This window comes from Exiguobacterium sp. UBA5002 (genome assembly GCF_002396765.1).
Taxonomy (GTDB): Bacteria; Bacillota; Bacilli; order Exiguobacteriales; family Exiguobacteriaceae; genus Exiguobacterium_A.
The window spans coordinates 111,785-136,027 of sequence record NZ_DGYQ01000013.1; the positions used below are offsets into that span (position 1 = coordinate 111,785).

General features: G+C 48.5%; 27 protein-coding genes. 12 read left to right on the top strand and 15 right to left on the bottom strand.

Annotated elements, in window-relative coordinates:
* Positions 1-81: 81 nt before the first annotated feature.
* Positions 82-1,218 carry a Six-bladed beta-propeller, TolB-like protein gene (locus B4C70_RS02730; protein WP_290776867.1) on the bottom strand — a complete coding sequence of 379 codons (1,137 nt, stop codon included), beginning with the start codon at positions 1,216-1,218 and terminating at the stop codon, positions 82-84.
* Between the two features lie 140 nt (positions 1,219-1,358).
* Here B4C70_RS02730 and B4C70_RS02735 point away from each other — a divergent pair, with 140 nt between their 5' ends.
* The 4 genes from B4C70_RS02735 to B4C70_RS02750 all read left to right on the top strand — a co-directional run bounded on the left by B4C70_RS02735 (position 1,359) and on the right by B4C70_RS02750 (position 3,828).
* A complete protein-coding gene (locus tag B4C70_RS02735) occupies positions 1,359-2,426 on the top strand; it encodes a GTP pyrophosphokinase (protein WP_290776868.1) in 1,068 nt (355 codons plus the stop codon).
* A gap of 71 nt (positions 2,427-2,497) precedes the next feature.
* Positions 2,498-2,941 (top strand): MarR family winged helix-turn-helix transcriptional regulator, encoded by a 444-nt coding sequence (locus B4C70_RS02740; protein ID WP_035397402.1) that lies wholly within the window; start codon positions 2,498-2,500, stop codon positions 2,939-2,941.
* Between the two features lie 72 nt (positions 2,942-3,013).
* Positions 3,014-3,499 carry a tetratricopeptide repeat protein gene (locus tag B4C70_RS02745; protein WP_290776869.1) on the top strand — a complete coding sequence of 162 codons (486 nt, stop codon included), beginning with the start codon at positions 3,014-3,016 and terminating at the stop codon, positions 3,497-3,499.
* Positions 3,500-3,579: 80 nt separating this feature from the next.
* A complete protein-coding gene (locus B4C70_RS02750; RefSeq protein ID WP_231496855.1) occupies positions 3,580-3,828 on the top strand; it encodes a hypothetical protein in 249 nt (82 codons plus the stop codon).
* A gap of 74 nt (positions 3,829-3,902) precedes the next feature.
* Here the strand turns inward: B4C70_RS02750 and B4C70_RS02755 are convergent, their stop codons facing one another.
* The 5 genes from B4C70_RS02755 to B4C70_RS02775 are packed head-to-tail and all read right to left on the bottom strand — an operon-like array spanning position 3,903 to position 8,072.
* Positions 3,903-4,790 carry an aminoglycoside phosphotransferase family protein gene (locus B4C70_RS02755; protein ID WP_290776870.1) on the bottom strand — a complete coding sequence of 296 codons (888 nt, stop codon included), beginning with the start codon at positions 4,788-4,790 and terminating at the stop codon, positions 3,903-3,905.
* Positions 4,791-4,841: 51 nt separating this feature from the next.
* Positions 4,842-5,399 carry a guanylate kinase gene (locus tag B4C70_RS02760; RefSeq protein WP_214853717.1) on the bottom strand — a complete coding sequence of 186 codons (558 nt, stop codon included), beginning with the start codon at positions 5,397-5,399 and terminating at the stop codon, positions 4,842-4,844.
* Between the two features lie 10 nt (positions 5,400-5,409).
* Positions 5,410-5,859: a hypothetical protein gene (locus B4C70_RS02765; protein WP_290776871.1), complete on the bottom strand. Its 450-nt coding sequence runs from the start codon at positions 5,857-5,859 to the stop codon at positions 5,410-5,412.
* A gap of 12 nt (positions 5,860-5,871) precedes the next feature.
* Entirely contained in the window at positions 5,872-6,594 is a 723-nt protein-coding gene (locus B4C70_RS02770) for a glycerophosphodiester phosphodiesterase (RefSeq protein WP_290776872.1), read from the bottom strand.
* Positions 6,594-8,072 carry a carboxypeptidase M32 gene (locus tag B4C70_RS02775; RefSeq protein WP_290750307.1) on the bottom strand — a complete coding sequence of 493 codons (1,479 nt, stop codon included), beginning with the start codon at positions 8,070-8,072 and terminating at the stop codon, positions 6,594-6,596. Before B4C70_RS02775 ends, B4C70_RS02770 begins: the two co-directional genes overlap by 1 nt.
* A 155-nt stretch (positions 8,073-8,227) precedes the next feature.
* Between B4C70_RS02775 and B4C70_RS02780 the strand changes: the two genes are divergently transcribed.
* Positions 8,228-8,848: a serine/threonine protein kinase gene (locus B4C70_RS02780; RefSeq protein WP_290776873.1), complete on the top strand. Its 621-nt coding sequence runs from the start codon at positions 8,228-8,230 to the stop codon at positions 8,846-8,848.
* A 51-nt stretch (positions 8,849-8,899) separates the two neighbouring features.
* Here B4C70_RS02780 and B4C70_RS02785 read toward each other — a convergent pair whose 3' ends face one another.
* The 3 genes from B4C70_RS02785 to B4C70_RS02795 all read right to left on the bottom strand — a co-directional run bounded on the left by B4C70_RS02785 (position 8,900) and on the right by B4C70_RS02795 (position 12,523).
* Entirely contained in the window at positions 8,900-9,841 is a 942-nt protein-coding gene (locus tag B4C70_RS02785; RefSeq protein ID WP_290776897.1) for a sensor domain-containing diguanylate cyclase, read from the bottom strand.
* A 614-nt stretch (positions 9,842-10,455) separates the two neighbouring features.
* Positions 10,456-10,995 carry a hypothetical protein gene (locus B4C70_RS02790; protein WP_290776874.1) on the bottom strand — a complete coding sequence of 180 codons (540 nt, stop codon included), beginning with the start codon at positions 10,993-10,995 and terminating at the stop codon, positions 10,456-10,458.
* A 235-nt stretch (positions 10,996-11,230) separates the two neighbouring features.
* Positions 11,231-12,523, bottom strand: coding sequence for a globin-coupled sensor protein (locus tag B4C70_RS02795; protein WP_290776875.1), 1,293 nt, complete (start codon positions 12,521-12,523; stop codon positions 11,231-11,233).
* A 249-nt stretch (positions 12,524-12,772) separates the two neighbouring features.
* On the opposite strand from B4C70_RS02795, the gene B4C70_RS02800 reads away from it, so the two are divergent.
* Positions 12,773-15,007: a putative bifunctional diguanylate cyclase/phosphodiesterase gene (locus B4C70_RS02800; RefSeq protein ID WP_290776876.1), complete on the top strand. Its 2,235-nt coding sequence runs from the start codon at positions 12,773-12,775 to the stop codon at positions 15,005-15,007.
* A gap of 77 nt (positions 15,008-15,084) precedes the next feature.
* On the opposite strand, the gene B4C70_RS02805 is transcribed toward B4C70_RS02800, so the two are convergent.
* The gene (locus tag B4C70_RS02805; protein ID WP_290776877.1) at positions 15,085-16,386 is read right to left on the bottom strand and encodes a hemolysin family protein; all 1,302 of its coding nucleotides are present in this window, start codon (positions 16,384-16,386) and stop codon (positions 15,085-15,087) included.
* A 282-nt stretch (positions 16,387-16,668) separates the two neighbouring features.
* On the opposite strand from B4C70_RS02805, the gene B4C70_RS02810 reads away from it, so the two are divergent.
* The 3 genes from B4C70_RS02810 (at position 16,669) to B4C70_RS02820 (ending at position 19,631) form a co-directional block, all read left to right on the top strand.
* Positions 16,669-17,721, top strand: a complete 1,053-nt coding sequence (locus B4C70_RS02810; RefSeq protein WP_290776878.1) for a hypothetical protein — start codon at positions 16,669-16,671, stop codon at positions 17,719-17,721.
* 117 nt (positions 17,722-17,838) lie between these two features.
* On the top strand, positions 17,839-18,432 hold the full coding sequence (locus B4C70_RS02815) for a TetR/AcrR family transcriptional regulator (RefSeq protein ID WP_290776879.1): 594 nt from the start codon (positions 17,839-17,841) through the stop codon (positions 18,430-18,432).
* Between the two features lie 17 nt (positions 18,433-18,449).
* Positions 18,450-19,631 (top strand): MFS transporter, encoded by a 1,182-nt coding sequence (locus B4C70_RS02820; protein WP_290776880.1) that lies wholly within the window; start codon positions 18,450-18,452, stop codon positions 19,629-19,631.
* A gap of 39 nt (positions 19,632-19,670) precedes the next feature.
* Here B4C70_RS02820 and B4C70_RS02825 read toward each other — a convergent pair whose 3' ends face one another.
* The 4 genes from B4C70_RS02825 to B4C70_RS02840 all read right to left on the bottom strand — a co-directional run bounded on the left by B4C70_RS02825 (position 19,671) and on the right by B4C70_RS02840 (position 22,465).
* A complete protein-coding gene (locus B4C70_RS02825) occupies positions 19,671-20,276 on the bottom strand; it encodes an HAD-IA family hydrolase (RefSeq protein WP_290776881.1) in 606 nt (201 codons plus the stop codon).
* On the bottom strand, positions 20,248-21,159 hold the full coding sequence (locus tag B4C70_RS02830; protein WP_290776882.1) for a PhzF family phenazine biosynthesis protein: 912 nt from the start codon (positions 21,157-21,159) through the stop codon (positions 20,248-20,250). Before B4C70_RS02830 ends, B4C70_RS02825 begins: the two co-directional genes overlap by 29 nt.
* Positions 21,156-22,208, bottom strand: a complete 1,053-nt coding sequence (locus B4C70_RS02835) for a flavin monoamine oxidase family protein (protein WP_290776883.1) — start codon at positions 22,206-22,208, stop codon at positions 21,156-21,158. Before B4C70_RS02835 ends, B4C70_RS02830 begins: the two co-directional genes overlap by 4 nt.
* Positions 22,209-22,288: 80 nt before the next feature.
* Positions 22,289-22,465: a hypothetical protein gene (locus B4C70_RS02840; RefSeq protein ID WP_169738094.1), complete on the bottom strand. Its 177-nt coding sequence runs from the start codon at positions 22,463-22,465 to the stop codon at positions 22,289-22,291.
* Between the two features lie 213 nt (positions 22,466-22,678).
* Between B4C70_RS02840 and B4C70_RS02845 the strand changes: the two genes are divergently transcribed.
* The 3 genes from B4C70_RS02845 (at position 22,679) to B4C70_RS02855 (ending at position 23,799) form a co-directional block, all read left to right on the top strand.
* The gene (locus B4C70_RS02845) at positions 22,679-22,960 is read left to right on the top strand and encodes a hypothetical protein (RefSeq protein ID WP_214857600.1); all 282 of its coding nucleotides are present in this window, start codon (positions 22,679-22,681) and stop codon (positions 22,958-22,960) included.
* Between the two features lie 171 nt (positions 22,961-23,131).
* The gene (locus B4C70_RS02850; protein ID WP_064300959.1) at positions 23,132-23,341 is read left to right on the top strand and encodes a helix-turn-helix transcriptional regulator; all 210 of its coding nucleotides are present in this window, start codon (positions 23,132-23,134) and stop codon (positions 23,339-23,341) included.
* A complete protein-coding gene (locus B4C70_RS02855) occupies positions 23,338-23,799 on the top strand; it encodes a hypothetical protein (RefSeq protein WP_290776884.1) in 462 nt (153 codons plus the stop codon). The genes B4C70_RS02850 and B4C70_RS02855 overlap by 4 nt, the downstream gene beginning before the upstream one ends.
* Here the strand turns inward: B4C70_RS02855 and B4C70_RS02860 are convergent.
* Positions 23,796-24,212, bottom strand: a complete 417-nt coding sequence (locus B4C70_RS02860) for a GNAT family N-acetyltransferase (protein WP_290776885.1) — start codon at positions 24,210-24,212, stop codon at positions 23,796-23,798. The genes B4C70_RS02855 and B4C70_RS02860 overlap by 4 nt on opposite strands.
* Between the last annotated feature and the right edge of the window lie 31 nt (positions 24,213-24,243).

Sequence of the window (24,243 nt, forward strand, 5' to 3'; positions counted from 1 at the left end):
TCTCTGACAGCGCAAAGATGCACTTTTTCTGTAGGAGTAGCGTGTGACGCGTCATTCTTTTTTTGAGTCAGTCCCACCTTTTTATAGTTGATGGACTGATAAGATGACAAGTTCCCCGGACACAGTGACATAATAGGCATCCTCGAACCGATAGCGTTCATTGTGTTCTGCATCATAGACGGTGACCATCGGTTCCGCGTTGTCTCCAATCGCTTCGTGTAGATAGAAACGTCCGCGTAAGACACGTTCGAACGGTTCTTTATCAAGGAATCGGGCACCGTTGCGTAAGTTGATTACTTCATGATGGTGCTCGGAACGGTCATTAACGATGAAGATCGTCGACTCAACGTCATCGTAAGTGAAATCGAGCGGTTCATAGTCACTCCACTGGATCCGGGCGACCTCTTCGACACTCGCTTCCGTATCGATCCGGTAAAAGATTTCTTCGTTCAGACGATCGGTATAGGCACTGAAGATAAGATGCCCTTCTTGTTCCCCGAGATATTGGACGGTGTCCCCTTCCCCATCTAATTTCAGTAGTGTCGCAAATGATAAATGTTCGACACCTTGTTCAATCTCCTCAATCAAGGTCGACAGTGGTGCGATCAACAGACTTTCGGAGTGATCAATCGGATCTTCTGGTGAGATGACACCACTTTCAAGGGCGTCATAGAACGAGAACTCATCGAGCCGAGCGTTACAGACGATGTACTCCTTGTCTTCGAGCGTGACGAGAAAGAAATAGAGTTCCCGGTAATTCTCCGTCATCCCGTAGAGCCGTGGATCGCGAATCGTCTGCCGTGATTCGTCCTTGACGTCATACAAAAACGCGGACGTCGTATCCGTCGTCTGCAAGAATACGAGATAGTTGTCATTGAGTACCCAGTAGAGCGTCAAATCCCCTTCGACATAAAACGACGCAATCTGCTCGCGTTTCCCGGACAAGAGATCGAGGACGAGCACTTCCGTCTCCCCGCCTTGCTCTTGCGTATGTTCATTCAGACAATAGACCTTTCCATGACGAACAAACGGACGAGTTGGTCCGTGATCCGTCAAAGCCTGCTGCGTCAGATCGACTTGTTCTTGATCTTCAAGATCATACCGACTGATGTGGTAACGGGCGTCATCGAGACGACGTCGAAAATAGATCGACGATGGTGTGACATGCAAGACATCCATATGATCGGCGGGTAAAGCACGGGCATCCACTATTTCCATGATTAATCTCCTCCCGGACACGTACTACTTGTCTTTTTCCCACGAATCGTACTGCTTCAAACAGGGTCTTGCTGTGCGTTTAACGAAGCAGAGTGCTACAATATGGCTAGATGACTACAGGATGAGGAAGGTGCGAAACGGTGCAATCACAAGATTTAAATACGATGATGCTCGAATATGTCAACGATAAGGAAGAATACGATGCCTACGCCGACAAGTTGAAGATGCTCTTGTCCGAGCTGTTAGACGCGGCAGGCATCAAATACCACTCAATCGTCGCCCGGACGAAAGACTCCGAGAGCCTGTATCAAAAGGTCTTACGGCAACCGAATAAATACCGTTCGCTCAAGGACGTCCATGACTTGACCGGGATCCGGATCGTCACCTATTTCCATGACGATGTCCGGGAAGCGGCACGCATCATCGAGAATGAGTTCGCGATCGATCGCGATCAATCGGTCGATAAGTCGACCTTGCTTGATACGACGGAATTTGGTTACCTCTCGGTCCACTTCGTTGCGTCACTCAGTGAACAGCGGCTTGCCTTGAGCGAGTATGGACGTTTCAAGGACTATACGGCAGAGATTCAGATCCGCTCGATCCTCCAACATGCGTGGGCCGAGATCGAGCATGATCTTGGATATAAAAATCCGAACAGCGTCCCGGCAGAAGTCCGGCGTAGCTTCAGTCGGGTGGCAGGACTTCTAGAGATCGCCGATCAGGAGTTCGTCAACATCAAGAAGCAATTGAAACAATTCGAAGACGAGACGGTCCAACAAATCTTGTCTGATCCGCATCAAGTCCGGATCACAGCAGATAACTTGAATTACTTCATCGACCACTCCCCCGTCATCAGCGAACTCGACAAACGTCTCGTCACGTCACAAATGATGCTCGATTCCGATCAACAGTTGATCAACGAACTGATCCGAATGTTCCATTACGTCGATATCCGGACGTACGGTGAACTGATTGAAGCGGTCTCGACACATAGTACGCTCGCCTTACGTTGTGCAAAGGTCATGCCGAATCCATTCCTGCCTCGTCAAGGAATCGGGATCGCCTATATCTGTATGGCATTGACGATCGCTGGTGAAGATACGCACCGCATTGACTACTTCTTCCGCCGTTTCTATCCGGAGTTACGCAACGTCGAAGAAATCGTCGCCCGTGTCGTCGAGTCAGATGATTCAAGAGAAAAATATTGATTAAACTAAAATTTTTCACTATACTAAATCACGAGTGAAAGAAACTACGGTATAGAAAGAGTGAAGGATACATGGCAACTACACTAGAAGTAGCACAACGCGATCAGTTGATCGTTGATACGGAAAAAGGATTACGGATGAACTACCGCGCGATCAAAAAGGACGTGCGTAGCATGTTTACGACTTACTTGACACGTAACGAGTTCTTCATCTTAAAATCACTTTGTGCGAACAGTCCTCAAATTGCTTCAGCGCTCTCGCAAGAGTTCCAATTTTCAGCAAGCATGATTACGGCTCTGGCAGACGAATTGACGAAAAAAGAGTTGATCTCACGTGAGCGGAGCGAGCTCGATCGTCGCGTCGTCGAACTGCGGGCAACACCGAAAGGCATTGAGCTTTACGAAAAACTCGAGTCGATGAAGATGGATTACCTTGCAGACGTCTTTGAAGACTTCTCGGATCAGGAACTGGAGTTGTTCCGTTCGCTCTTAACGAAGCTTGAAAAAACAGTCTAAGCTGTTCGATGGAACGGATCCGGTCAAAAGCGATCGGATCCGTTTTTTAGTAATCGATTAGGAGGAAACACGATGTTTGATTTCGAATCAGTGCAACACTTACGAAAGACAGGGCAGTATGAAGCAGCAAAGGAACTCGTCCGTCAGTATGTCGAAACAGCCCCTAACGATCCGACGGTCCTCTATCAGATGGCTTGGTGTCATGATAGTCTTGGTGAGGAACAGGCTGCTGTCCCCTACTATGAACAAGCACTTGCGCTCGGTCTTGCTGGTGAGGACCGCTTGCAAGCTCATATCGGGCTCGGAAGTACATACCGCGTCATCGGTCAGTTCAAAGAAGCATCAAGCGTTTTCCGAAGCGCGTTGCTTGAGTTTCCAGACGCCCACGCCTTACAAGCATTCCTCGCGATGACGGAGTACAACCTCGGTCAAGTCAATCAGGCTGTCGGTCGGTTACTCAAGAGTCTTGCTGCGACGTCGTCGGACGCCTCGATTCAGACATTTAACCGGGCACTCCGTTATTATGCCGATCATTTGGACGAGATCGACACGGAATAAAGCAACAGTTGACGAAGGATTGGTTCGCACAGCATAATGTAACAGCCAAGCGGACTCGCTTTTGGCAGGAAAGGAAGTTAATGATGTCATCAAAAAAAGTATGGACAGTAGAAGGTTATGAAGAACAAGGGCAAGAAAAACATGGTAAGGCAAGTAAGTCAGAAACATATACGACTGAAGCGGATGCTAAGAAAGCCGCTAAGAAGATGGCGGATCAAAATGATCATCTCGACGTCTACGTAATTTATACGAATACGGTAAACGGTAAAACTGAAGAACGGTTCTTCAATTCGAACGGCAAGTATAGTGAAGAAGGATTCGAATGGTAATCTTCCTTTTCATTTAAAGGTCCACTCAAAAAAATGGATTCGTTTCTCTTCAAGTGAGAGACGAATCCATTTTTTTAGTCATGATTTTGCCTCTCATACCAAAGCGGTGTTTCACACTGAAATCCATCGTGGTCTCGGATGATCCGCTGAACGCGTCGTTGCATTGCCTCCAATCCGTCTACATCGAACCGTTTTGCCCAGACGAGAGCCGAGAAGACGACCATCGCCATATAGAGGCTGTAGATTTGCCAAAAGTTAGACGGTACTTCGCTCTCGAAGTATCCATCGATCATGTGACGGGCAAAGACGGGACTCGTCTCGACTTGAAACAACCCACATTTGACGAAGTCATGCCACGGATCGCCGTAATCATGGTTCCCGTAATCGAGGAAGGCACAGAGATGTCCATTCTCAACAAGAAGATTATCAAGATGGACATCGTCATGTTGCAGTTGATTCGGACGCTCAGCTAACAGTGAATGTCTTAAATGGATGAACCGATCGAGTCGCTCGATCCATTCTGGCTCAAGCAACCCATCAACCGCTGCGCGATAGCGGTCATGTTTCGCCTGACAACGTTCCTTCCACGCCGCCGTCCCGCTCGGTGCTATCACGTCATGAATGCATTTCAACGCTCGCCCTGCCTCCTGACCGAGTCGAGGGGCTAATTCCGGTGACTCGAGAAGCACGCTTCGGACGGTTCGTCCGGGTAGGTATGGATAAATGCCGTACGCGGTCGTCGCAGTCCGTCCGGTCGCTAGCGGTAAGGCGTGAGAAATCCCCTTTTGTTCTGGTACCATTAAAGCCGCCTCTCGTTCAAACTGACGACTTAATGGGTCCGTCACGACCTTGACGATGTAGTGTGTTGTTGCCGTCTTGACGAACCAGACGGCTTGGTGCGAGCGTCCGGCAAGCCGTCTAACGCTATCGATATCGGTCAGTAATGGATGATCTGGTAGCATGAAGACTCCTTTCTGAAGACAAAAAGAGGACGCTTACTTGCGTCCTCTTCGTCATGCCTGTGGGATATAGCTGGCAATGATCTCAAGCAGATCGGCATACGCCGTTTCGAAATCGATGTTTTCGATCATATAATCGTAGTGATCGCGGTCTTTCCACGCTTCCTCGTAATCGACGAGTCGCGCTTCGAACTCCGGTGTATCACCGCGCATCAACAATCGCTCCTTCATCAAATCGGGTGGGACCGAGACGAAGATCGTAATGACTTGGTCACCAAACAGACGTTTAAAGTTTGCTGCTCCTTTTGGATCGATGTCCTTGATGACGATTTGATCCTGTTCGAGGACATCGACATACGCTTGCCGTGGTGTTCCGTACCACGCGCGATGAACATGGGCGTATTCGATGAACCCGTCCTCTTGGATCAGTTGCTGGAACGTCTTGACGTCGACGAAGTGATAGCTTGCTCCATCAATTTCCGTCGGACGTTTCGGTCGTGTCGTCACTGACGGGATGAACCGGACGTGTGCGTATTCCGTCCGCAGACGTTTGATTAGGGAAGACTTTCCGCTGCCCGATCCACCAATCAAGAGAATGATTTTACCTGACATCGTTTTCCCCCTATTGTTGTGTCGTGAAATAACCTGTAAAGCGGAGCGCGAACTGTTCTAGTTCACTATCAACGACCGTCCCGTATATTGGTCGGATGACGATCAAGTAGCGTTCATACGAGATGATCCGGGACGTCTCATTACGTGTCATCTGGACTTGAGCTTCCGGGTAACTCTCAACATAGTACCAATCGACCGCAATCCGTTCATCGGATGGGGTCTCATAGATCCAAGTCACCGTCGTTCCATTAGCAGGAAGGGTGCTTTTCAAGGTGAAGCGCTGAATCTGCTTCAATTCACGTTTCGCTGATGCAAGTCCTGCCTCATAATCCGCAGGACGCATCGGTGTCGTCGTCACTTGCTTCGGTTTTGGTTCCTGCAAGCGGGCAAAGCCGAGCTGGAGACCGATGAATAAAGCGACGAGCGACAAACTGATGACGAATACGTATTCCTTGCGCATCCCTTCCCCTCCTCATCCTTCGAGTGTGTCGCGCATTCCTTTTGGATCATTGACGATGACGGCGTCAACACCGATCGTTTGCATCTGATGGACATCGTCGATCGTCTTCGGGGTATAGACCCGAACCGTGACGTCTTTTGCGTGAGCGAACGCGACATCCGCCTCCGTCACGCGTCGGTAATCGGGATGAATCCCTGTCGCACCGATCCGGAGGGCTTGTTCTTCCGGATGATAGATAGGATACGGATACAGAATCGCCGTCTCGACGCTCGGGTCAAGCTTGCGAATCAGAGCAACCGAATAATGGTTGAACGAACTGAACAACAACCGATCCGTCGCAATGCCGTGCGCCGCGCAACGCTCGAGGACATACGCTTCAATGCCATCATAGCGAATCGTATCCGTCTTCAGCTCGATGTTGAGCCGCAGTGTCGCTGGTGCGAGGATTGCGAGTACTTCGTCAAGCGTCGGAATCTTCGTCTTGATCGCTTCCCCTTTGAATCGTGCTCCAGCATCGAGTGCTTGCAGTTCAGCGACCGTCATGTCAATCACACGCCCTGTCCCATTCGTCGTCCGGTTGACAGTCTCGTCATGAATGATGACACCAACACCATCCTTTGAGAAATGGACATCGAACTCGACACCATCGACGTCGTCTTCGATCGCAGCGGCGATTGCTTCGAGCGTGTTCTCCGGAAAACTGTCACTGACACCGCGGTGTGCAAACCATAACATCAGAGTGCCTCGACGACACGCGTGTATTTCTTCGTCAAGTAGTTGACGAGGGGTGCGACCGAGATCGATTGACCCGTTGCTGCTTCGATCAGTTCAGCCGGTGTCTTCGATTTCCCGTGACGGTGAATGTTCTCTTTCAGCCAGCTTTTGATCGGTGCGAGTGTACCAGCTGCAATCAGACCATCGACGTTTTCGACGTCACGACGAAGCGCTTCGTTCAATTGTGCCGCGTAGACGAGACCAAGCGCGTAACTTGGGAAGTAACCGAACGAGCCTCCTGACCAGTGGACGTCTTGTAAGACGCCTTTATCGTCACTCGGGACATCGACGCCGAGATACTCTTTATAGAGACGGTTCCATTCTTGCGGGAGATCCTTCACTTCGAGTTCTTTCGTCATCAGGCGCTTTTCAAGCTCATACCGAATGATGATATGAAGGGCATATGTCAATTCATCGGCTTCGATCCGAATGAGTGACGGCTTGACTTCGTTGACCGCTGCATAGAAGCGTTCAAACGGGACATCAGCAAGCGACGGGATTGCTTGTTGTAGACCGTGATAACGTGCTGATAAGAAGCCTTGATTACGTCCGATGAAATTCTCGAAGAACAGTGATTGTGATTCGTGGATCCCCATCGAAGCACCTTCACCGAGACCAAGTGAATCGAGTTCCGGTTCGATACCTTGCTCATACGTCGCGTGTCCGGCTTCATGCATCGTGCCGAAGACGGAGTTCCGGTAGTCGTTCTCATCATATTTCGTCGTGATCCGCGCATCCTTCCGGTTGATCGTCGTTTGGAACGGGTGAACCGTCTCATCCAATCGACCGGACGTGAAGTCATAACCGATATCGCGCAGCCATTCTTGATTCAAGGCGATCTGTGTCTCGCGGTCCGCTGACCAATCAAGCGTCGGGAAGTCTTTTCCTTCGAGTTGACTGAGCAAACCAATGATTGCTTGACGAAGTTCCGCAAACAATGGATCGAGTGTTGCGACCGTCATCCCTGGCTCATAGTCATGCAGGAGCGCGTCATACGGGTGCGCGTCATAACCCCAATACTCAACAAACTGGCGTTCCATCGCGACGATTTTCTCGAGATATGGTTCAAACATCGACCAATCATTCGCGTCCTTCGCCTTTTCCCAGACACTCTCGGCTTCCGAAATCAACGTGATGAACGTTTGATACTCGGCTTCTGGAATCTTCGAGTCGCGATCGAATGCTTCTTTTGCTTTCGCGAACGAGATCGCTTCGATGCCCGTCAGCGTCTCTTGCTCCATCGCTGCCAGTAATTGTTGGTACGTTTTTCCTGTCCGGCGACGGAAGCTCTCTGTTGAGAGGAATCCGATCGAAGCGGAACGGTTCGCTGCACCTTGATCCGGCATGTATGTCCGCATATCCCAGTATAGTAATGCGACGGCTTCTTCGTATGCGCGAAGACCATCAAAATGGTCGCGCCATTGTTGTGTCGTTGACATGATTATAGACCCCCTTGAAGTATGTAACAGTGTAGCATTTTTAGCATATCACAAAATGTTCAAAACTTTCACACACGAATGATTTTTGAAACTTTTCCCGTCAGACGAGCGTATAATGAACATACGATCAAGCAGAGCGAAAGGAAGTGGCAACAGTGAAGACAGACGCTGAGTTAGCCGAGTTGATTCAGTTGAAAGAAACGGGACCGGTCTGTACGATCGAACATCTCCCAAAAGAGCTCGACTGGATCGGCACCGGTCGTAGCGCCTATGTATTCCGGGTTCGTGGCACCGACCGCGTCATCAAGAAGTTCTATCCGTCATTTCGTCCTCTCGCTGAGTTAGAAGGTGGCATTTATGAACAACTGACGATGTTTTCGACGTATGCGAGGATGTTCGAATATGGACCCGATTACCTTGTGCTCGAATACATCGAAGGACAAACGTTATTCGAATGCCTCGTCAGCGGGACCTATATTCCAGAATCCGTCTTGACGACTGTCGATGCAGCGCTAGCAGAAGCACGCGCCGTAGGTCTTAATCCATCAGATATTCATCTACGCAATATTTTATTAACGGCAAATGGAGCACGGATCATCGATGTCGCAAGGTTCCGTCAAACCGAACCGTGTACACAATGGGATGATTTGAAGAAAGCCTACCAGTATGTCTATGCAAAACCGTTCTTCCCGAAAAAACTGAGCGAGACGTTCCTCAATACGATCGCTGATGTCTATAAGGGACGCTTGTTCGAATCGATTCGAAAGACCGGTTAATTGAAAACGCGATGCTCCTCCTTGTGAGGAAACATCGCGTTTTTTCGTTGATTATTGGACGCGATGTGAGACAGCATCCGCAAAACGAAACGTATTCTTACCGTCTTTTTTTGCGGCATATAACGCACGGTCTGCCTGTTGAATGATCGTTTTTAGCTTAATGGTTTCATCATCAAATAGCACGATCCCGATGCTGGTCGAGACAGCGTATGGCGTCTGCCATGTTCCAAGTTTCTGAAGGAGCTGCTGCGCAATTCGTTCGTACTCCTTTTTCGTCTTCTGATGGGTGAAACGAATCAAGAACTCGTCTCCCCCGATCCGGACAGAAAACGCGTCTTCATAAGAACGTGTACTATCCAGTAGTCGTTTCGCGACATCGACCAAGACTTTGTCGCCGGTCACATGCCCATACACGTCGTTCACTTGCTTGAATCCGTCGAGATCAAGATAAAACAGCGCACCGGAATGTTGCTGTTCCGTTTCCCACTGTCTCGTCAAATAACGCCGGTTATACAATTGTGTTAGCGTGTCCTTCCAAGCAAACTGTACGAGCTCAAGGTAATACGAAAACAGTTTCGCGATCCGTTGGAGGAGTTGAATGCTCTTCTCTTCGAATTGACTTGCTTCATTATGGACAGCGCACAACGCACCAAAGGTTTGACCATTCGTTAAGCTGATCGGAATCCCGAGATAGGACTCGATCTGTAACGCTTTTAATGCGTCCTGCATATCTTCTAAGCGCTCGTCATCGCTGATGGACTCATACCAGATGGGTTCATTCTGTTCGAAATTGATGTGACGACAAAGTGTCTTTTCCATCTCGAACACTTGTCCTGCTCGAATCTCGATTCGTTGATGATCATTTGAGAGTCGTAAAATCATCTGTTGGTTTTCTTCGATCGTCGTTAAATACAACAATTGATCAGGTAGAATCTCTTTCGCTAATTCCAATACATCATCTGCCAGTTCGTTAAAATTCCGATACAGTGTCATTTCTTGCAATGTACCACACCTCATTCGTTATTCGTTCTTTTTTAGATCATAAGTTTCATGAAGCAGCCCATCGACTGCACAATCCTTATATTTTCCAGTCGCATTGCGAATCATCACCCATACAGTCCTTCTTGAATCATACCGACCTTCTGCATGATTCCTCCTGGAGCTTTATCGATATTATGGGCGACTGAAACCTTATAAAGGAGCATTTCTTGAAAACCAAAGGCAAGGACTGCAGCTAATGCCTCGCTACCATTTCCATTGTTCCACTAGTCGTATCCGATACTATAACCGTTGTCGCCTCGAAAGCGAATAGATCGATGACATTAATCAACATACCACTGCGATTTTCTTTCATCCCCCATTAGCAAAAAGTGTCTTCATCATAAGAAGTTAGGATTTCCGTTACGCGTGCCTTCGTTTGCGCCATCATCTCGTGTGGTCCCTTGATCAAATGACGTATGACACAATTGTCCGATAATCCATTCTAAACATCACTTCCGTATCAGCCAGTCGGATTTTTCGTAATCGGAGCCGTTTAGTATGTAATGCCGTACTCCCTTGAAACCGATTCATTTTATTTTTATTACAATGAGGTATTTGAAATAAAATCATTTTGAATAAACAAGTCGAAAGACGATCATGCTTGCGACAGCTAATAGACGTATATTCGCCTCACAATCAAAGTCAAGTTGCGCCCGGTGTCGTGAACCCGTCGTAATGCAGTCCCCGTTTTGATAAATGCCGATCTTTCTTTTGACTGTCGAGGAACGAATTTGATACTCCTGACCGGCATACGAGACGAGTGAGACTTCTTGTAGTCGCAATTGCTGACGAAGTGCCGGATCGGTACGGATTGTACCGACGTCACGTCCATCTTTACGAATCACGAAATGTGTCGTATTGCGAAGCCGATCCGTTCTCGTTTCTTTAATTTGAAGACGGGTTCCTTCTCCGTCGAACGTTACATCGAGGAAAAACGATTCAAACTTCTTGAAGCGCACAAGGATCGCCTGCCACCACGTGGCATAACGTCGTGAGAACGTCAGCCATTGTTCATGCGCGAGAAAAACCGTATTCGTCTTTTGGGTCGCCCGGTCCACTAAGCGAACGGGACACCCCTGCCTCTCGTCCACGATAACGCAAATCACGCCGGATTTGCCACCATTCGACTCCACCGATCAAGAAAGCGACGCCCGTTTAACCAAGTAATCCATAAAACTCACGTGGAGCAAGTTCCCCTGTCGTCAGGTAATGTCCGATCAAAGCGAAAAAGCATAAAACAATCAATAATAGACTCTGCACCATAAACCTTTCACACCTCCAACTTTATTTTTCCATAAAACGTCAAAAAAGTCCTCCTTTCACATGGAAAGGAGGACTAAATCAGAGGGTCGCGGCGACTTCTTGTAAGTCATCCGCTGTCTCAGCAATCGCTTCTGCAATCTTACGCATACCTTCGATCGTTCCTGCGACATCCTTCGTATCGGTCGATAGTTCATGAATTTGCCGCGAGACCGCATCCGTCTGTTCCGAAATCCGTGAGAAGGCACGGACGACTTGTTGCATCTCCGTCGTCGTTCGGACGACCGCCGTCTCCGTCGTTCCCATCCGCTCTGAGACGACGAGCATCTTTTGCGTGATTTCTTGGGCGATCCGCGACGTCTCGGTTGCCGACTGTTTACTCTCTTCAGCGAGTTTCCGAATTTCTTGCGCCACGACAGTAAATCCGCGCCCCATCTCCCCGGCACGCGCCGCTTCGATCGAGGCGTTCAAGCTGAGAAGGTTCGTCTGATCAGAAATAGTCGTCACCATCCCAGCGATTCGCTCGATTTCCTGCGACAGACGAGACAGTTCAGCGACTTGTTCGGTCGTCCGTGATAAATCTGCAACGACATGTTCAAAGCGACGTGTCTCCTCTTCGACGAGGACGACACCTGCTTCTGCTTCACTGACCGCTTCCGTCAACTGGATTGAAATTGCGTCTGTCGTCGTCGAGACGTGTTTGGCGTGCCGTTCAATCTCTTGGAAGTTCGCTGACGACTCTTCACTCATCGCAGCAAGTTCTTCCGTTGATTTTTGAACGCCATCTCCGACGTGCCGTTTGGCTGTCGCGATCGCTTGGCGTTCCTCATCGATTTGATCCTCATACATCGTCATGACGATTTGTTGTTCAAGGTTAAAGAGTTTCCCCGCTGCCCGCATGATCCGGACACGTTCTACTTCCGGCCAATCACTGCCGTCAATCTGTTCACTGAGGACGTTCCAGACTTTTTGGAAGGCGGCGATATACCATTTATTATGCAGCCCGATTTGAACATGCCGTTCAGCGATCCGGTGCCGGGCTTCGATGTAGTCCATCGTCACCTGACCATCGAACATTTGTAGGATGTGCCGAGCGAGAGTGCCTTTCAATCGTTCGAGCGTCGAATGCTGTTCAATCAAATGCCGGAGTGACGGAACACGAACCAGCTCCTCGTAGAACGCGTCGACCATGCTCGGCATCCAACGGGATACATCTTCGCGGATGACCCGGACAATTTGTAAATCGACTGCTTCTAGACCGATTAAACGTAATTGTTCATGTAAGGATGTCGGAACATTCAACACGACATGAGCGCGTTCGCCTTCGATGCGCGCATCGAAGGACGGTGATGCTGATTTTGCGAACCATTTCATATGCTTCTCTCCCTAATTCATAGATGGACTTCATTTTCTTTATCGTCACCTATAATTGACATTTGAATGGCTATCATTCGAAAATCCAAATTTTCATATGGAATTTCCCGTCATGATTGGTACTTTTAATGTGCGACACTCGCCCATTTCCTCAACCATTCTAGATAAGCACCCTTCAAAAAATGGAAAATTTGACCGATATCTATATAACACTTCTCGCTTTTTAACTTAAGGAGGTCCGTTCAACTCATGTGGCGTTACTTCTCTTTCATCGTCTTTCCTGTATTCCTGGTTTTCTATGGTTGGATTCGTTTTGGACCTGCTGAAGAATGGGCACACTTGATTGGAATCAACGTCTTTCATATGATGGCGGGTCTGATTGCCGCCTATTGGATGATTCGCGCACGCATTGAACAGCGCAATCCACACCTCCGTTTTCTAAGTTTCTTGTTCGCGGGTCTTCTATTACACGTCCTCGGGAATGGTCTATGGCTGTTCCTTCAATTGACAGACGGACGGGTCGATGCACCGATTGCTTCGACCATTCTTTGGTGTTCGTCTTATTTCAGCTATGTCTTAGCGCTAATCACGAAGATGCGTAGCATCGGATTGAACTTCACGAATAAGAACTACATCTTCAATTTAGTCGTGTTCATGACGACGGCTTTCGTCATGAGCGACTATTATTTATTGCAACCCTATTTTGAAATCCTGAATCCCTCGCTCGAGCGAACGATCTCCACCTTCGGATTTCTCATTGCTGATGTGTTACTCCTCTTTTTCAGTGCGATTTTGTATTACCATGTTCGTTATAACCAAGGAAAACCGCATCACTGTTTTCTCGTCGTTGGTTTTTTGTTTCTAGTGTGCGGTGATGTCATGCTTACCGTCTTTACGTTTAACAACAGTCCGTTTCTTGAACATCTCGTCGATGTTTTCTGGGTCATCGCGCTTCTGTCCATCGGATGGAGTGGTCATTTAGAAGGAAGACAGCATCCGCAACAAGAACGACTCTTTCGTTCTCAGCGAACGGTAACGGAACGCGATTTCATCTTGCCTTATGTCAGCATCGGTTTACTGACAGGGTTCGTCTTATCGACTTATGACTGGTACCTCAATATTCTATCGAGCGGTTGGCTGCTCTTATTCTTTCTTGTTCTTGGTCGGCAAATCTTTACGTTACGTAGCAACAATCGATTGCTAAACGAAGTCTCATTCATCGCTTACCACGATTCGCTGACACAGCTCGCGAATCGGCAACACTTCATCGAACGGCTTACGAACGACTTACCGCGTTCTTTTGCGGCCGTCTCGCTTGATTTACATCGTTTGACGATCGTCAATGATACGCTGGGGCATGCGACGGGAGATCGTGTGTTGGTCGAGACCGCGAATCGACTTCGGCTGTTGCGTCACGATGACCTGGAAATCTACCGAATCGGTGGGGATGAGTTCGCGCTCATCCTTCCATATGCGACAAATGATTCGTTGACCGCTCTTGAACAGGCTTTATTACACCAATTCGAGCGCCCGTTCCGAATTCGCGGATATTCGATTCAAGTCACCATCCATGCTAGTAGTTGTCTCATCGAAGACACTTCCTTGCACCAGGACATTCTTCCTTGTCTTGATACGGCACTTCTTCAAGCGAAACAACAAGGACCGATGCACTGCGTCCGGTATGATGAACGACTCCATCAATGGTTCAATCGGAAGATCCAGCTAGAAATGGATATGCCGGCAGCGATCGAGAACGATCAATTCCAACTGGTATATCAGCCAAAAGTCGATCTGATGACGAACCGTCCGATCGGTATGGAAGCACTCGTTCGCTGGCATCATCCAGTCTTTGGTTTGATTTCTCCCGTCGAATTCATCTCAATCGCTGAAGAGAGCGGTCATATCATCGCTCTCGGACGCTGGATTCTAAAGACGGCATGCCGCAGGACATTTGACTGGCATGAGCAAGGCTATCCGCTAATCGTCGCCGTCAACATCTCCGTTCCCCAGTTCAAGGATCAACATTTCCTAAACATGATTGAAGAGACCTTGTCTGAGACGAACTTATCTCCAGCTTATCTGGAACTCGAAATTACCGAGAGCGTCTTACAAGACGTCACAGATAGCAGCAAGGTGTTACATTCGTTGCGCGATCAGGGAATTCACTGTGCCATCGATGACTTCGGAACCGGTTTCTCTTCTTTATCCATCCTGCATCAACTGCCAGTTCATGCGCTGAAGATTGATAAATCATTCGTAGACGATTGTCCGGAAACAACGGGTGGCGCTGCTTTACTCCCACATATCATCGCAATGGGACAAACGATTGGTCTGACGATGATCGCAGAAGGTGTCGAAAACGAGGCGCAGCACTTGTATCTTAAATCCGTCGGCTGTCACATCGGTCAGGGGTATTACTATGCGCGTCCTTTATCGGAAGAAGCTTTTTCTCTGTATTTGAAGGAACAGTTACCGTCAACCTAATCCAATCTCCCCTCCGCTCAATAAAGAAGACCCGTCTGCTTAGTGGATTGAACTACTAAGCAAAACGGGTCTTTCTGTTAGCTTGACGGCAAGGTCAACTTGACATCCTGAATCTGATATTGGGCAGAACGCAAGATTTCAAGCGTAAACGCCTCATCTGTGACGATCGTTCCCTCTTCAAAAGCAGCCGTCCGTGATTGGATATATCCACCGATCGTGTCGACCGCCTCTGCTTCAGTGAACCGAAGACCAAATCGTTCTTCGATTTCAACTAATAGGACAGTGCCCGCTAAGCGGTACGATCCGTCCGATAACTGTTCGATTTCGGCTTGCTCCGCCTCATCGAATTCATCACGGATATCACCGACGATTTCCTCCAAAATATCCTCCATCGTGATCAAACCGGATGTCCCACCATACTCGTCGATGACGAGAGCGATGTGTGACCGTGTCTGCTTCATCTTCAAGAGTGTTTCTTGCAGCGGTGTCAATTCCGAAACGACCGGCAACGGTTTAAGGAACGAGGCGAGTTCTCGTTCGTCTTGTACCGCGTGATGGGCGAGCACTTCCTTGACGTTGATATAACCACTAATCCGGTCCTTATCCGTTCCTTCACTGACCGGGTAACGTGTATACGGATTGTCAGACATCGTTTGTAATAGATTTTCCCAACTCATCTCGTCCGAAATGACCATCATGTTCATCCGTGGCACCATGATGTCGCGCGTGACACGCTCATCAAACGCAAAGACGTTTTGCATCAAGGCGAGTTCCGATTGATTGATCTCACCACTTTGAAAACTTTGTGCCATGATGATCTTCAACTCTTCTTCGGAATGGGCTTGTTCGTGACCGGCTGGTTTCACACCGAACATCCGCAAGAGGACACGGGCCGAACCGTTCATGATCCAGATGAACGGATACATGACTTTTCCGAATACATAGAGTGAAGGAGCTAGCAGTAACGTCATCCTTTCCGCATACTGGATCGCGAGCGTCTTCGGTGCAAGTTCTCCGATGACGACGTGGAGAAACGTCACGAAGATGAAAGCGATACTGTATGAGAGAATCGTTGACAGCGCAACGGCGACACCAAGTTCATCAAAGACCGGTGTCAACAATTTCTCGACGGTCGGTTTCCCGAGTGCACCTAGACCAAGTGCAGTGATCGTGATACCGAGTTGACAGGCCGACAAGTAATAATCGAGATCTCCTGCGACCTTCTTCGCAAGTACTGCTCCCTTTTTTCCTTCTTGCACCATCTGGTCGAGACGTGACATCCGGACTTTAACGACAGCAAATTCCGAACCGACGAAAAACGCGGTCAAACCAATCAATACGACGAGCAACAACAAATTCAGTGTTAAGACGATGTCCAACTTGTATCCCCCTAAAAGCGGGGGATCACCTCCTTTTGATTTTAAACTGTACAGTATAACGTGACACTTGATAAGAGTGTACGATGCTTTTTCTTCAAACGCAACCAATATCACTTCATTGAAGTTCAGACGACCATTAATCATGTACCTGTAATACTAAGTTTCTCTTATTTAGTTACCGGTTATATAAGAGCTATGCGCGTAAGAAACTTGAGATGAAGCTTTTACATTCATGAACATCTCCAACTTGAAAGACCAATTTGGGGAGAGGTAGTGCTTATTATGGAAAAGACAAAAAGAGGCTTTTCGTCGCATTTCCGAGCGGAAGCGGACGGAGCAGGTCGTAACATCTCATGGAGCTCGATTTTTGCAGGTGTGGTATCATTTCTATCTTTATTGATCTTATTTAGTTTAATCGGTTCAGCGATCGGACTCGGCGTCACGGACGTCACGTCGAATAACCCATTCGATGGTGTCGGTACTGGTTTGATCATCTGGGCAATCCTTTCATTGCTCATCTCGCTGTTCGTTGCTGGATTCGTCTCCGGTGTGACGTCGGCACGTGCCGGTCTCGTCCACGGTTTCTTGACATGGTCGACGAGCGTCATCCTCTTGTTCGCTCTTTTGACGTTCACGACGGTCAATACGTTACAATCGGTCGGCTCACTACTCGGTACGGTCGGTGGTGCAACAGGTAAAGGCATCGGATCCGTTGCTTCGACAGCGCAAGACGCTGCGACGAAAGGATTCGATTCGATTACGAAAAACGTTTCACAAATTGATACAAAAGAACTTGAAGGTAACGTTGACGAAATCTTAAAAGACACAGACATCAAAGAATTGCAACCAGGCTACTTGCAAAACGAACTTGACGCTGTGCAAGAAGACGTCACGGCTGCTGGTAAGGAAGCAATCACAAAACCAGAAAACTTCGATACGATCGTCCAGGATCTCGGTGATTCATTGACAGCACGAGCTGAAAAAATCGAGAAATCGGTCGATGAAGATAAAATCGCTGACGCTGTCGCGAAGAACACTGATCTAACAGGTGCTGAAGCGGAAGAAGCGACACAAAACATCGTCGATGGTCTCAATACGGCAACTAAAGAAACAACGCAACAAATCGAAAACGCGAAACAAACGCTTGATGAGACATCCGCTGACCTCAAAAAAACGGTCCAAGATGTCCGTGAGCAAACGGAACAAGCAACACAAACGGCATCAAAAGTTTCGATCTGGGCGTTCGTCGGACTGCTTCTGACACTCATCTTCACGTCATTCGCAGGAATCGTCGGCTCACGCGTCGCAACACGCGGTCGTGTCATGAATAAATAATGATTCCTCACTAACTGATTCCGCCATCGCGGAGTCAGTTTTTTTGTGGGGTAAGACAATCTGATTGACTACGTATGAAATTTGCTGTTACAGTGTTACCTAACGAACGTTAGGAAGGTGATTGATCTGAAAGCCCAGCAATTGTTACAGACGAGCATCCATCATTTTGCCGCACACGGCTATGAAGGGGCATCGCTACAAGAGATTGCGACAGAGGTCGGTATTAAAAAACCATCGATCTATGCGCATTATAAAGGCAAGGATGACTTATTCCTGCAAGCGACGACGTATGCGCTGCAAGAACAAAAACGACGTTTCGCGACGTATTTTACGAACACGCGAAAGCAGCCGCTCGAGCAATCGTTGCATGGTTTCTTCGACTGGTTCATTTCGGAACAGCAAGACGATATCCTGATGCGCTTCATTCTTCGGGCTGCCTATTTTCCACCAGAAAAGCTCGAACAAGAGATGACGGACCGTTTCAATCCGTTTTTCGATTCATTGCACGATCTATTGACGCGATTACTACGCGAACGAGACCGAACAGAACAGATTCTCTTTTCGACAGATTACAAAAGTGCCGCTCTCGCCTATTTGACGGTTGCGGAAGGTACGCTGACGGAACTCGTCTACAACGGTGTCGACGCGTTTCACGCTCGACAGCAAGCTGTCTGGCCGATCGTCTGGCGCGGTATGTCAAAAACGATTTAATTTTATTGAGGTGAACTATGCAAAACAATACATTGATTTTAAGTACACTCCTGCTCAACTTATTCATCGCCTTTTTAGGCATCGGACTCGTCATTCCTGTCACACCGACGATCATGAACGAGTTGAACATTTCCGGGGCGACGGTCGGTTACATGGTTTCCGCGTTCGCCTTTGCGCAACTGATTCTGTCACCACTCGCAGGACGTGCCGTCGACAAGTACGGTCGTAAACCGATGATCATCATCGGCTTGTTCATCTTCAGTATGTCCGAGCTCTTATTCGGTCTTGGTCAAAGCGTCGAAGTCCTGTTTGCGTCTCGGATCCTCGGTGGTGTCAGTGCGGCTTTCATCATGCCAGCCGTCACGGCATTCATCGCTGACATCACAACGAACGAGACTCGTCCAAAAGCGCTCGGATATATGTCTGCCGCCATCTCGACTGGCTTCATCATCGGACCGGGAATCGGTGGGTTCCTAGCAGATCTCGGAACACGGATGCCGTTCTTCTTTGCTGCTGCGTTCGGTTTAACAGCGATGGTGTTATCCGTCTTTACGCTTAAAGAACCGAAGCGTCATTATGAGACAACGACGGTCAAACAGCAGACCGGTTTCCGGAAAGTCTTCAGTCCGCTCTATTTCATCGCTTTTCTTGTCCTGTTGATTTCGTCGTTCGGTCTCGCCTCGTTCGAGTCGTTATTCGCCTTGTTCGTCGACCGGAAGTTCGGCTTCACGGCGAAGGACATTGCGCTTGCGATTTCTCTCGGTGCGATCGTCGGCGTCATCGTCCAAGTGGGACTGTTCGATCGTTTGACGCGCTGGTTCGGTGAGATTCGCTTGATCCGGTACAGCTTGATCGGTTCGACACTGCTCGTCGTCTTGATGACGTTCGTGACGAACTATCTCTCAATCATTCTCGTGACGATGGTCGTCTTCGTCGGTTTCGACTTGATGCGCCCCGCTGTCACGACCTATCTTTCGAAGATTGCCGGAAATGAACAGGGATTCGTCGGCGGAATGAACTCGATGTTTACGAGCATCGGCAACATTCTCGGACCGATCGTTGGTGGACTACTCTTTGACGTCAATTTGAACTATCCGTTCTATTTTGCGACAGTCATGCTCGCAGTCGGCATTTTACTGACGTATTTCTGGCGTGCACCACGCGCTGAAGCAACCGAAGCAGATCGATTGTCTTCTTAAAAAACAGCCCCGTTTCCATCACTGGAAGCGGGGCTGTTTTTATGTCAGTAACAATTCCTTTAATCGACCGGGCGACGGTACGGTATACGTCGCAACGGTCTGACTCGTATGTTCGCTTATCAAACACGTCTTGATACCGGCACGATGTCCGGCTAAGACGTCGAGTTCCCGGTCTCCAATCATGATCGTCTCGTCTCGTGCCATCTGGTGCCGATCGATCAAGTACGTGACAGCTTCCGGATCCGGTTTTCGGGCGAATCCATCCGGTGCTGTCAACACGTCTTGAAAATGATGCGTCATCCCATGTTTTGCAAGCAACGCATGAATCGATGTTCCGCGATGGGTGACGATATGATGCGTCGCACCTCTCGTCGATAACGCCTCTAGCAGTTCACGGATTCCGAGAAACGGTTCAGACTGTTCTTGTTCGATGATCATCTTTTGTTGCTTGTAGTTCAGAATGAACGCTTCGGACACACCAAACGCCTCATACGTCGTTTTTGCCGAGATCGCCATCAGCTCTGCTACTTGCTCGCGTTCGACCGTTCGCCCCTCACGCTCGAGTAATTCCACGAACACATCGACTAACACCGGATACGTATCAAACAAGGTGCCGTCAAAATCCCAAATGAAATGTTTTAACATCTGCCTCTTCCTCTCCCACTCTCTTGACGCCGACAAAGACGGCTTGCCCGTCCATCTCGACTTTCCATTTGCTGTGATCAAGACCTTCGCCAGAAATACGGATTCCGACCTGACCGGGTCGACCCATCTCGTGTCCTTGTTCGACGATGATCGCAGTTTCCGTTTCAAGTGGCTGGATGAATTTTCGGTAGTAGACGCCCATCACACCACTCGCCGTTCCCGTAACCGGATCTTCGATGCTTCCTGCTCCCGTTGCTGAGAAGTGACGTCCGCGCATCGTCGCTTGTCGGTTATATGTATCGAGACAAATCGGATGAATCGAGGCTTGTGGGAAGTCGGTCAACACGGTGGCAAAGCGTTGGTTATCCGGCATCATCCGGTGGAAGTCCTCAAGTCGACGAATGGGGAGGATCAGTGTCCAGTTCCCAGTACTGCCGTATACGATTGGCCATCGGTCATCGAGATGTTTCAATTCGAGACCAATCGCGGCTAGAACGTGCTTTATGTCACCGTCAAACTGATGTAATCGAGGTTGTCCTTGTTGCAAGCGAAACATTCCGTTCGCTAAACGCATCACAGGCAAGATGCCTGACTTTGTCTCGATCTGACATGTTGGAGATAAACTAATTTTTGAATCGAGTGCCGTTAATGCAGCGATCGTACCATGACCGCATAAATCCATTTCTCGTTCCGGTGCAAAGTAGCGCATGCGGTAGTCCGCTTGCTCGGAAGCCAGGACGAACGTCGTCTCGGTAAAGCCGTTCATCCGAGCGATTCGTTGCATTTCCAACTCAGTCAATTGATCGGCGTCTAAGACGACCCCAGCTGGATTACCGCTTCCTGGCGTCGATGTAAACACATCATAATGTAGCGTCTCGATCATTTTTCAGCTCCTCTCTTTTTTAAATAGCGTTCAACGGATCGTAATGCGCCTTCTAAGTGTCCACCATGACTCGGATCGGTCTCTGTCCCAATCAGTGAAATCGCTGCATGCTCCACTCCGAGATTGATGGCATGATATGCCGGGAAATCCACGAGCGGTGCTGCATCGGCTCGTGTTGCTGTCCAACTATCTGTCGACCAGTCTTTATACGCCCAACCAATCGACTGACGCGCTTGTTCACCGAACAGACGAACCAGCTGCGCGAGTACGGTTTCCTTGATTTCCGCCTCGGTCAATAACTGTCGTTCACGTGCTTGTGTCCGGAAAAAACCGAACAACGCTCTCGGTCCGTCTTGTGGGGAAGCGTCATGAATCTCTTGCACCATCCCAGTCCAGCTGATTGCCTGACCGGACCAGCCCGAATCACGCCAAAACGGTTTCTCGTAAAAAATCAGACATTTCGCTTGCTGCGCCATCCAGGTCGGTAATGCTTCGAGTTCATCCAGGACTGCTTCAGGTAAAACTGGCACATACGATAGTCTTGCCGCTAGACGTGGTGGTAGTGCGAGAACGATCTCATCGAACGGTTGACTCTTCCTTCCTGAACTGATTACCCTCCGGTTCGTGACATCAATCTGACTGACGGGAGACTTGAGTCGAATCGTTCCCGGTCTGAGTCGTGCAGCAAGTGCCGTAGCAACGGAGCGGATTCCCTCACGAAGGCGAAGCGCCGTCGGTTGATTCGCAACCATATGTGACTCGATGCCGTCAGCCCGTTCAAGTCGAAGCGCACCCGTCGTATATTGTTCCAGTGTCGGTAAATCGAATCGATGGATCAAATCAACCATCAGTGGTTCGCTGTCCGGCCAAAACCAAGTCGGTCCAAGATCAAAGGCATATGCTTGTCCTGCTAAGTTGAAATCGACCGTCTCAATTCTCCCGCCGATTCGGTCGCGTGCTTCATAAATCGTCACTTCGTGTCCAAGCTCCTGCATACGCGTCGCGAGATACAAACCACTGATTCCTGCTCCAATGATGGCAACGTTCATTTCACTTCATCCTCTCGATTTAAGATGCTTGTTTTAGTATACCGGAACACGCGAAAAAACAAGGACGAGACGTCCTTGCCTTAGGATGATTGCATTTGCTGCCAGTCGTCTTCTTCATAAATCGATTGAACCCATTCGATCGAAACATACAAGGATCGGGCAATCGCTTCGTCCGTTTTCCCCAGTTTTCGCAACAGATGGACGATCCGAATCCTTCGTTCGAGCTCCCGGTCATCCGGTATCAGTTCAGGCATCATCTTCTCTTCTCCTCTCCACTGAATCGGCGATGGCGTTTTCAACAGAATACCCGATAATTATCTGAATATTCCGATTGATGTGCAGAAGCGAGGATTTTTGATAAAGTTCAGGGATAGATAACAGAAAGGAATCCCTCGCTTTTTGTAGAAACATATTGAATAGGCGCAACAGTAGGATTTCTTGCGTCAACCAAACAGAATAGGAGCATGCATATGATTAAACGTAACGCACTATTTCGTCTGTCGATCGGCTTGCTGCTGATTGGTGTCTTTGGCGGTATCCTGTTAGATGCCATCGGCTTATTTCCGTACGCGACAGCTTACTTGTTGAGCATTCCAGTCGCTTCTCCTGACTCGGAATTTCTATTAGGGTGGATCTTATCCGGTGTAACAATCGCAGGGCTGATTTCGCTTCCCTTGTCCTTACGTCGTCATCACACCATTACGACGTTCGCTTGTCTTCTAGCTGTCATTATAACGCCGCATGTCATGTGATGTTCGCTGGTGACGCATCCCTTTAATAAGATAGAGCGAATGTCCATCGTGAACGACGACACCAATGCATCGAATCGACGCATTGGTTTTTTCACGTCTAAAAAGTAAAGTCCACTTTACAAAATGTAAAACAGACTTTACAATGTAAACAACTGGAAAGGAGGTCGTCAGATGCAACTGACGAACCATGTCCGCCTATATCGTCAACAGCATAAGTGGACACAAGAGCAGTTCGCTGAACGAATCGGCGTGACACGCCAGACCGTCATCTCGCTTGAAAAAGGAAGCTATACCCCATCGCTATTACTCGCGATGCAGATTGCCCGCGTCTTCGATCGACCGGTGGAGGAATTATTTCAATTAGAGGAGGATTCCAAATGAAACGTGTCGTCACTCAATCTTTACTTAATTGTTGTCTCTACTTTTTAGCTGCTTATCTCATTAGTGCGATTCATGCTAATCTGAAACTATTTCAAGATGATCCTGTATCCGGTACGGGCCTGTCGCTGGAATTAAATTTAATGGGCGTCATACCAGTCTTAATGATTTCAATCGCCCTTTCGATCGTCAGTTATTTTTTACGAGAAGACCGTTCGCGTTCATTTGCGACAGCAGAATTTTCCGACTCAGATGAATGTGAGGCACAAATCACCGGTAAAGCGACCCGCGCAGCGTACGTCGCTTTTATGATCAGCCTTCCTGTCCTGATGATTGCTTTCTTGTTTGAACAGCCGTTACTACAACTGTTTCCAGCGTTTCCGTTCTATGCGATCGCTCTTGTCTTATCGATCGGAACACTTACGTACATGTCGGCTTGGATCGTGCACGTCCGGCGTTAAAGTCGCTTGACGAAGAAGTATTGAGTTTGTCCAATCGATGGATGATCGGTCAGTCGTCCATACTCTTCATAACCATGCTTGCGGTAAAAGTCTGGTGCTTGAAAATCAAACGTGTCCAAAAGAATTTTCGTACACCTTGCTTCCTTCGCATATCCTTCGATTGCTTGCAGCAGGCGGGTTCCGATACCTGCCTGTCGTGCTGTATCGCTCACCCAAATGAACTGGACATGAATGTGTTGCCAACCGTAAGACGCGGTAATTCCTCCGATGCATTCGCCCTTCTCGTTATATGCTGTAAAACAAAGTTCTTCCGTTTGTTCATATAAGGCTTTAGGAACATGTTGCCGATTGTAGGCAATCAATTGCTCGCGGATGAATGTCCTATCTTCCTTCGTTCCAGTTTGAATTTTCATTTCTTCTCTCCTTAAATTTACAAATGATACC